This window comes from Pseudoalteromonas sp. G4, from assembly GCF_028875915.1.
Taxonomy (GTDB): domain Bacteria; phylum Pseudomonadota; class Gammaproteobacteria; order Enterobacterales; family Alteromonadaceae; genus Pseudoalteromonas.
This window is the reverse complement of sequence record NZ_JAPEHW010000008.1, coordinates 69,080-78,530: the sequence shown is the minus strand read 5'-3', so window position 1 is coordinate 78,530 and position 9,451 is coordinate 69,080. Positions and strand designations below refer to the sequence as shown.

Annotated in this window: 7 protein-coding genes; all 7 read left to right on the top strand. The window is 41.7% G+C overall.

Annotation, left to right across the window (positions count from 1 at the left end; translation table 11 throughout):
- The first annotated feature begins 543 nt into the window (after window positions 1–543).
- The 7 genes from ON073_RS05190 to ON073_RS05160 all read left to right on the top strand — a co-directional run bounded on the left by ON073_RS05190 (window position 544) and on the right by ON073_RS05160 (window position 9,451).
- Window positions 544–1,770, top strand: coding sequence for an amino acid deaminase (locus tag ON073_RS05190; RefSeq protein ID WP_274760800.1), 1,227 nt, complete (start codon window positions 544–546; stop codon window positions 1,768–1,770).
- A 17-nt stretch (window positions 1,771–1,787) separates the two neighbouring features.
- Window positions 1,788–2,660 carry a MurR/RpiR family transcriptional regulator gene (locus ON073_RS05185; RefSeq protein WP_274760799.1) on the top strand — a complete coding sequence of 291 codons (873 nt, stop codon included), beginning with the start codon at window positions 1,788–1,790 and terminating at the stop codon, window positions 2,658–2,660.
- A 2-nt stretch (window positions 2,661–2,662) separates the two neighbouring features.
- Entirely contained in the window at window positions 2,663–4,123 is a 1,461-nt protein-coding gene (locus ON073_RS05180) for an N-acyl-D-amino-acid deacylase family protein (RefSeq protein WP_274760798.1), read from the top strand.
- Window positions 4,124–4,197: 74 nt separating this feature from the next.
- On the top strand, window positions 4,198–4,584 hold the full coding sequence (locus ON073_RS05175; protein WP_054980188.1) for a RidA family protein: 387 nt from the start codon (window positions 4,198–4,200) through the stop codon (window positions 4,582–4,584).
- A gap of 43 nt (window positions 4,585–4,627) precedes the next feature.
- Window positions 4,628–6,079: a sodium:solute symporter family protein gene (locus tag ON073_RS05170; RefSeq protein ID WP_274760797.1), complete on the top strand. Its 1,452-nt coding sequence runs from the start codon at window positions 4,628–4,630 to the stop codon at window positions 6,077–6,079.
- Window positions 6,080–6,120: 41 nt separating this feature from the next.
- Window positions 6,121–7,062, top strand: coding sequence for a sugar kinase (locus ON073_RS05165; RefSeq protein WP_274760796.1), 942 nt, complete (start codon window positions 6,121–6,123; stop codon window positions 7,060–7,062).
- Window positions 7,043–9,451, top strand: coding sequence for a beta-N-acetylhexosaminidase (locus tag ON073_RS05160; RefSeq protein ID WP_274760795.1), 2,409 nt, complete (start codon window positions 7,043–7,045; stop codon window positions 9,449–9,451). Before ON073_RS05165 ends, ON073_RS05160 begins: the two co-directional genes overlap by 20 nt.

Sequence of the window (9,451 nt, the reverse complement as noted above, 5' to 3'; positions counted from 1 at the left end):
TAACTTCCATTTCAGCTTCAGCAGCTGACTTTTCTTCCGCCATAACGTTGTGAGCAAAACCCGCAGAGAGTGCTACCGCGATGGTTGAAGACAACACACTTCGTTTAAATGTTCTGTTGGACACAGTCTTCCCCTATTAGTGTTTAGTTCTATCAGAAATTACTTCTGAGAAACCTTATTGTTGTGATTACTTACATACTTACTTGTTATTTTTTGACAGCGTTGTCAAAAAATAACAAAAAAATAACGGGTCGTAAGTAGGGAGTAACATGTGCGTTTTACCACTTAATAAACGCAGTGCTAAACTCTGTAACTGCCCAGTTTAGCTGGTACTCGTAAGCTTACTCACCTGGTTCAAAATGATAATGTGTTACATTGACCTGTTAGAAAGTAACAAATAAAAATCTTGAACTTGTTACTTTTTAACATTAACATGACCACAAAAGCAACACTTTGATAACAAGTTTGTTTGAAAATCATCTAGATTGAATAGAATTGTATTAGTTTGGTGTTTTGCTGTTAGCAATTTGGTAACAAGTTTTCATGAATGAAGTCGTTAAAGGTTCGGGAAACCCTAATTCCTTAGAAAAAAATGGTTGGCATATATTACGTGAGGAAGTGAGTTTTCCTGTGGCGGTGTTATCACAATCGGCCATTAATAATAACGCAAAGTGGATGAGCGATTTTTGTGAAAAGGCCGAAGTAAACTTAGCCCCTCACGGTAAAACCACTATGGCTCCCGAGCTTTTTAAAATGCAGCTTGAACACGGTGCCTGGGGTATTACCCTTGCTACTGTTGCACAAGTTCTTAACGCAGCTAACCACGGTGTAACGCGAATAATCTTGGCGAATCAGCTGGTGGGCAAGTATCACTTTGAGCAAATTGCGGAATTACTTGAAAGCACCGATGTAGAGTTTTATTGCTTTGTTGATTCGGTGGAAAACGCCAAGCAAATAGGCGCATTTTTTGATGCGCGAAAAGTATCAATTAACATTCTTTTAGAAATTGGTGCGCAGGGCGGTCGCTGTGGTTGGCGTGATGTCAATAATGCAGAGGCATTTTTAGCTGCATGTAAACAGCATCCAAGTTTGAAACTTGCAGGAATTGGTTTTTATGAAGGGGTGATAGGTGGTAGTAATGCGCTTGAAAAAGTGACCAATTTTGTTGAAGAAATCTATCAATTAGCAAATACACTAAAACAACAAAATGCGTTTGATGTAACTAAACCCATTATTACTGGTGCGGGTTCTGCCTGGTATGACATCGTAGCAAATACATTAGGCAAGCATAATCATCAACATAACTTTAATTTGGTTATTCGCCCGGGCTGTTACCTTATTCATGACACGGGCATTTATCAAGACGCACAAAATGCCGTGATGGCACGCAGCCAATTAGCATGCGATGTAACAGGCGATTTAGCATCGAGCCTAACGGTGTGGGCGTATGTTGTTTCGCGTCCCGAAGCAGGATTTGCCATTGTTGGTTTAGGTAAGCGCGATGTAGCGTTTGATGCTGGCCTACCCAAAGCAGAGCTAATCTATCATGTTGATTCTCAAACATTACAAGCGGCTGATGCATTAATTGAAACGGTTAAAATTATGGATCAGCATGTGATGCTAACCTTGCCTGAAAATTGCGCGCTTAACGTGGGCGATATGGTATGCTTTTCGACGTCTCACCCGTGTTTAACCTTTGATAAATGGCGTCAAGTTGCCATCGCCGATGACGATTGGGTTATTCGAAAAACTATTTCCACCTTTTTTTAGCAAGGAAGCAGTAACAGATGGATATTATTAACAAAATTAAAGAAGGGCTAGGGCACTTTAGCCCTGCAGAAGACAAGGTTGCACATCTTATTCTGAGTGATCTTGAGTTTGCAGCCACGGCTTCAATTAATGAATTGGCCGATAAAGCCAATGTGAGTCACGCCAGTATTACGCGCCTTGCCAAAAGCTTAGGATGTGAAAATGTACGTGACCTTAAATTCCAACTTACCCAATCCGCAGCGATCGGTGAGCGTTTTACAAATGCGGACGTGATTGAAAAAAAAGATATCTTTCATGTGTATTCATCGATACAAGAAATCTTGGCGCTAAATGTAGGTCTTATTAAAGAAGATGAAGTAAATGCAGCAGCTGAGCTTATCAGCAATACACGTCACTGCCTGATTTTTGGTGTCGGTGGCGGCAGCAGTATGCTGGCGATGGAATGTCAAAACCGTTTGTTTCGTTTAGATGTGTTATGCAATGCACACTCCGACCCCATGATGATGCGTATGACGGCATCAACAATCAATAAAAATGATGTGGTGTTGTGTTTATCGTTAAGTGGCGTATCGCCAGATGTGATTGATGCCGCGCGTATCGCAAAAGAATATGGCGCAAGCATTATTGCTATTTGCCCAGAAGGTGAACTTGCCGAACTCGCGGATGTGCATTTACCTATAAAAACGCAAGAATCCGATTACATTTTTAAGCCAAGTGCTGCGCGCTATGCAATGATGGCGGCGATTGATATTTTATCAAGCGAAGTGGCGACTAAAAATCAGCGCCGCTCAAAAGAAAAATTACGTCGTTTAAAAATTCAATTAGATCAGCATCGTAACCAAAAGAGCGACGCACCACCGGCTGACACTCGCTTCCCGCTCGGTGATTAAAGATGAGTGATAACAACCTTAATATCACTGTTATTCGTAATGCGACTGTTTACACGGGCGAGCTAAATGAATGGTTTGTTGGCGATGTTGCTATAGCTGGTGAGCGCATTATTGCGCTAGGTGATTGTTCACACTTTTACTCAGAGCAAGTCATTGATGCAACGGGGTTAACATTAGCTCCAGGGTTTATCGACGTGCACACTCATGACGATTTTGAAGTGATCCGTAACCCGCATATGCTGTGCAAAGTAAGCCAAGGTGTAACTACGGTAATTGCAGGCAATTGTGGTATTAGTAGTGTGCCTTGTGTTACAGATATTGAACCTGTTGATCCTATTAATTTATTGGGTCAAAAAGCAGATTTCAAATACACCAATTTAGCTGATTTTAGAAATGCCTTTGAAAGGGTAAAGCCAAGCGTTAATCTTGCTCAGTTAATTGGTCATACTAGCCTTCGCGCGCAAGTGATGAGTGATTTGAGCAAACCAGCCTCAGAAGATGAAATTACCCAAATGCAGTCGTTACTGCGTACTCAAATGGAACAAGGCGCATTAGGGTTAAGCACTGGCCTTGCTTATCCAAATGCTAAAGCATCAAGCAGTAATGAAGTAAACAGGCTAGCAGCACAAGTAACACCTTTTGAAGGCGTTTATACCACCCATTTACGCACGGAGTTTCAAGGCATTATTGATGCAATGGATGAGGCGTTTGCAACAGCGAAACAAGCAAACCTGCCGCTGGTTATTTCTCATTTAAAATGCGCTGGCGTTGATAACTGGGGCCGTGCAGCAGAAGTTTTAGCGCATTTAGAAGATAAACGAAAATCACAACCAGTTTGCTGTGACTGTTACCCATACGCTGCAAGTTCAAGCACACTCGATTTAAATCAAGTAACAGATAGTACTGAAATTTATATTACGTGGTCTGAAACCCATCCTGAAATGGCAAAGCGCACACTGGCTGATATTGCAAAGGCTTGGCAATTACCCTTAATGGAAGCTGCTAAAAAACTAATGCCAGCAGGTGCGGTTTACCACTGCATGTTAGAAGACGATGTAAAACAGTTTTTAAGTTTTGAAAATAGCATGATTGGCTCGGATGGCTTACCGTGTGATCCGCATCCTCATCCAAGATTGTGGGGCACGTTTCCAAGAGTATTAGGGCATTACGCAAGAGAGCAGCAAACGCTTTCATTGGCATTGGCTATCTACAAAATGACAGCGCTGCCATCATCAAAGTTTAAGCTCAATAAACGCGGCAAAATTGCCAAAGGTTATTTCGCAGATTTAGTGCTATTTGATGCTAACACCATAACAGACAATGCAACCTTTGATAGCCCTATTGCGCAATCGGTAGGTATTAAACATGTATGGGTTAATGGTGAAAACAGCTTTGTTGAGGGTCTTGATGAACTGAGCATTACGCAATATGGCAGAGCCGGGCGATTTTTATCACGCACTTAAAATTAGCGCGTACTAAATAAGAATTTTGAAATGTTGAGAGAAAGTTCTCAACGCAGCATTTAAAAGAGGAAATTATGACAATTAGACGTATTGGCGCAGAAGGCGGCACAGGTACAGGTGGCCAACATTTACCTTTTTCCCGCGCAGTAGAAGCGGGTGGTTGGTTAAAGGTTTCAGGGCAAACCCCGATGCGCGATGGCGAAGTTGTTGAAGGCGGCATTATTGAGCAATCGCGTCTTGCCATACAAAACTGTATCGACATTATGACTGAAGCAGGGTACGGCCTTGAAACAGTAACACATGTGTCGGTGGTATTAACTGACTCTCGTTATTTTCAGTCATTTAATAAAGTGTTTGCAGAAGTATTTGGTGAGCACCCGCCTGCGCGCATTTGCATGGTGGCTGACCTGGTTGTTGACTGTAAAGTAGAAGTTGATGTGACCTGCTACAAAGGTCAATAAGGGAACTAAAACCTCAAAAGAATAATAAAAAATAGGGGCACTTATGACATCACAACAAATGACGTTTTTGGCTGCATTTTTTGCCTATTTGCTTGCCATGATTGCAATTAGTTGGTTTGTTTCTCGCTGGCAAAAATCCGGTAGTGACTTTTTGTTAGCAGGGCGAAAAGTGCCTTTATTTCTCACACTCGGTACCACGGTTGCAACTATGGTCGGCACCGGCTCTTCGATGGGGGCTGTGGGTTTTGCCTATCAAAATGCGTGGGCGGGTGCGCTTTATGGCATAGGTGGTGCAGTGGGAATACTGTTATTGGCGTGGGTATTCGCACCTGTTCGCAAACAACAATTTGCCACCATGAGTGAAGAGCTTGCGAGCTATGTTGGCAATAACGCGCTTGTAAAAAAAATACTCGCTGTGATTATTTATGCCGCAAGTATTGGCTGGTTAGGTGCGCATTTAATTGGCGGTGGCATGTATTTAGCCTGGCTTACGGGCATAGATGATACCACTGCAAAGCTAATTATCGGCATTGGCCTTGCTATTTATGTCACTCTAGGGGGCTATTCTGCAGTGGTGTGGACCGATGCCATTCAAGCGGTGATTCTATTTGTAGGCTTTTTATTAATGGCCTATTTTGCGATTGATTCTGTCGGTGGTTGGCAAGCGATTCAAAATAACCAACTGGTTAACGGTAGTGGTTTTTTGTCTTATCAGAATATCGGCCTTATTCCCGCAATCTCTATGTCATTTGCAGTATTAGTTGGGGTAATGGCCACCCCTTCATTTCGCCAGCGCATCTATTCAGGTGACAATGTAAGCAGTATTCGCAAATCGTTTGTTATGTCGGGCGTACTTTATCTAGGGTTTTCTTTAGTACCAGCACTTATCGGTATTTGTGCTTATTTGATTAAGGGTGATTTGGAGAATCCCGCGTATGCTTTTCCGTATATTGCACTTAATACTCTGCCACTCTTAATGGGCGGGCTTATTTTATTAGCGGGCATATCGGCGACTCTTTCAAGCGCAAGCTCCGATGCTATAGCAGGGGTGAGTGTATTTGTCAGTGATATTTATGCTTGGCTTTTCAAAAAATCACTGACCAAGCAACCTCTAACAGATAAACAGCAACTTGTATTGTCACGTTTCGCTATGATTTTAACCGTGACCATCGCACTGTTATTTGCCCTTTTATCAAATAATATCATTACCTATATCACTAAAATGATCTCGCTCGCACTATGCGGTTTGTTTGTGATGGGGTTACTTGGTCGTTTTTGGCAAAAGCTTACATGGCAAGGCAGTATTGCAATTTTAGTGGCGAGTACATTAACGGCAGCACTGATAGGTTTTAACCCCACGTGGCTCGCATTTTTTGGTAACCCTTCAATACCGGCGGTAATCAGCGGTGCGTTTTTTGGCATTGTTGTAAGCCTAGTTACACAAGTAAAAACGCCATCAAAAATAGTGCAGAAAAATACAGTGGAGTTAATGTGATGCTGCAACCATTTAATTCTATTGTGTTTTTAGGCGAATGTATGATTGAGCATCGCGCTGATGGCGATGTGTTTTTTGGTGGCGATAGCTTTAATACTGCCTATTACCTGAGTCAACTAATTGCTTCTCAAAGTGAAAAACCTATTCAAATTTATTACGCAACGGCAATAGGGCAAGATAGCCAAAGTGAAATGCTAAAAGCGTTAATGACACAATCTGGAATGCTGCTCAATTTTATTGAGCGCCACCCAACCAAAACATTAGGGCAATACTGGGTTGATGTTAGTGATAGCGGCGAGCGCTCTTTTCGTTTTGATAGGCAAAATAGTGCGGCTAGGGATTATTTTTCTTTGTCACACAAACTACTTACTGCACTTGAAACAAAACAAGTGGATGCCATTTATCTGTCGGGTATAAGCCTCGCCATTTTAGATGAAAAGCAACGAGCTTTGCTTATAAATGCACTTCACCAATTTAAAGCGAAGGGTGGCATTATCTATTTTGATAATAACTATCGCCCAGCGCTTTGGCAGTCGATATCGCCCATTCATGATTATTTTTCGTTAATGGCACTTGCCGACATTGCATTTTTAACCAATGAAGATGAATATGCCGTTTATGGCACGCAGTCGGTGAGCGATATAATTGACTTACACTTCAAAGGAAAGAGTTCTAGACAAACCCTTGTTATTAGGCAAGGTGCAGGGCCCTGTGTGATTCAAGAAGTTGGCAAAGACGCATTGCTTTATGTGGCAGCGCAGCAGCTTACCCAAAAGCAAGTTGTCGATACCTGCGCCGCGGGCGATTCGTTTGCCGCAGGTTTTTTAGCGGCAATGTTATTTGGACGTGATACACAAAGTGCCGCACATTTTGCGCATAAGGTAGCTGCTTCGGTGATTCAGCAGCATGGTGCGCTTATCCCAACTCATTTTCTTCCCAAACTTTCGAACCAGGAGTGTTTAGGTGTCGATACATTTTATTAATAAAGCATGTGTATTTTCAAAGCTGTGTAGTTTATTGCTGTTTAGCTCATTACTTTTTGCCGAAACCAGCTTAATGCCACAACCACAATCATTTGAGAGGCAAACAGGTGAACTGCACTTACCTAGTCAAATTGAATTCTCATTTGAAGGATTTAGTGACAAGCGAAAAGAATTTCAAGCAAAGCGTTTAGAGTTGCACTTAACACGTATAGCAAAGTATAAAATCACCTTAATAGACTTAGCTAATAACAAAAAACAAACGCCAGATAAGGCAACCCTTAAAGTAATTGTGCGCGACAAGGAAAGCGATTTATTGGTGCCACAGCTTAATAACGACGAAAGTTATCAATTAGTGATTAACCAAAATGGCATCACACTAAACGCCAATACCGTTTTTGGCGCGCAGCATGGTTTAACAACGCTCACACAACTTGCGGCAAACCATTTTGACAATCAACTGATATTACCTCATGCAACGATTACTGATTCGCCACGTTTTGCTTGGCGTGGGTTATTAATTGATAGTGCGAGGCATTTTTTATCAACTGACACAATTAAACGTCAGCTAAACACCATGGCTTCGGCCAAATTAAATGTGCTGCACTGGCATTTAACGGACGATCAAGGTTGGCGCATTGAAAGTAAACGCTTTGCAAAGCTTACGCAAAAGGCATCAGATGGCCTCTATTACAGCCAAAGTGAGGTAAAGGAAGTTATTGAGTATGCCGCTCTTTTAGGTATTCGAGTGGTGCCTGAATTTGGTATGCCGGGTCATGCTAGTGCCATTGCTGTTGCATACCCTGAGCTTATGGCAGAGGTAAAGCCCTATGAAATGGAGCGTCATTGGGGCGTATTTAAGCCGTTACTTGATATTTCTAAACCTGAGGTATACCAGTTTGTCGATAGTTTAATCGAAGAAATGACGGCTATTTTCCCTGATAAGTATTTACACATTGGCGGTGATGAAGTGGAACCCGAGCAGTGGTTAAATAATAAGGATATTCAAGCGCTAATGGCCAAGCACTCCCTTAAAAATGGCCATGATTTGCAGAATTATTTTAATACCCAAATTCAACCTATTATTGCTAAACACCAGCGCATAATGATGGGCTGGGATGAGATTTTTCATCAAGATTTACCAAAAGATATTGTGGTGCAATCATGGCGCGGTCATGACTCATTAAATGAAGTAGCTAATAGCGGCCATTTAGGTATTTTATCGACAGGGTTTTACATTGATCAGCCACAATACAGCGACTACCACTATCGCAATGATCCACTACGCAAATTGCCACAAGTTGATTTATCAAAACCGCAGGTATTGGCAAAGTCGTTTGTGATTGGCCGCTTAAAAGGCAGCGATGTTAAAGGTGAGCTGGTTGTTTTAGGTGAGCAAGTTTTAATTAAACTTAATAATAACCACCATCATTTGGCATTAGTTAATAAAACACCTAATCAAGCAACAAATGCATTTAAAGCCAAAATGGATAGTTGGATGGGGCCATTGACCTTTGAATTTGATTTAAAGGGCGAAAATAGCGCAGTGATGATTGGTAATAGCCGTTACCCAGTTAAATTATCAATGCTTAACACGCCATCACCCGTATCGCTATCCCAACCATTAAAAAGCTCAAATGCAGCGAATATTTTGGGTGCTGAAGCGACTATTTGGAGCGAAATGGTGACTGATGACAATATTGATTTGCGCATTTGGCCACGTTTGTATGTGATAAGCGAGCGCTTGTGGTCAAATAAAGAAAATACAGATGAAAACGGCATGTATTTGCGCTTGGCTTTTATTAATACATTTGCTGCAAATGTGATTGGGGCAGCGCATTTATCGCAGCAACAAAGTGGCTTTGAAAGCCTGCTCTCTAAGTCGATGAGTAAAGAAGAAAAAGCCACTGCCTTAGCGCTTCTGAATACGATGGCAGCACTGCTTGAACCTGCTCATTACTACACGCGCCACCATATTAAATATTTAAACGATGAATATCATCAAGAGGCGCCATTAAATTTATTTGTTGATTATTTAAATGTTGAAAGCGAGCAAGTACGCCAAATTAAACGCTGGGTATTAGCCTATACAGCGGGCGATGGTGACTCGCTTACGCAATTAGATAAGCAATTAATAAAATGGCAAAAAGGCCTTGAAATGGGGCTTGAAACCCTCTCATCAAGTAAAAAATTAAGCGAGCTAAAACCGACGCTTGTATCACTAACGCAATTTATTGGGCTTTCACAACAGGTGATAAGTAGTTGTAAAGGTGAAATAAAAGGAACCGGGTTAGACGAACAGTTGCTTGATTTACAAAAACTCACAGATGAACTTGTGATTGCAGGTATTTATCCAATGCGAGATCTCTATCTTGCTTGCACCGAACAATAA

Bases quoted from the DNA above. Each gene is read 5' to 3' on its own strand.
- ON073_RS05190 (WP_274760800.1), top strand. From the start codon at position 544: ATGAATGAAGTCGTTAAAGGTTCGGGAAACCCTAATTCCTTAGAAAAA.
- ON073_RS05170 (WP_274760797.1), top strand. From the start codon at position 4,628: ATGACATCACAACAAATGACGTTTTTGGCTGCATTTTTTGCCTATTTG.
- ON073_RS05185 (WP_274760799.1), top strand. From the start codon at position 1,788: ATGGATATTATTAACAAAATTAAAGAAGGGCTAGGGCACTTTAGCCCT.
- ON073_RS05165 (WP_274760796.1), top strand. From the start codon at position 6,121: ATGATTGAGCATCGCGCTGATGGCGATGTGTTTTTTGGTGGCGATAGC.
- ON073_RS05180 (WP_274760798.1), top strand. From the start codon at position 2,663: ATGAGTGATAACAACCTTAATATCACTGTTATTCGTAATGCGACTGTT.
- ON073_RS05175 (WP_054980188.1), top strand. From the start codon at position 4,198: ATGACAATTAGACGTATTGGCGCAGAAGGCGGCACAGGTACAGGTGGC.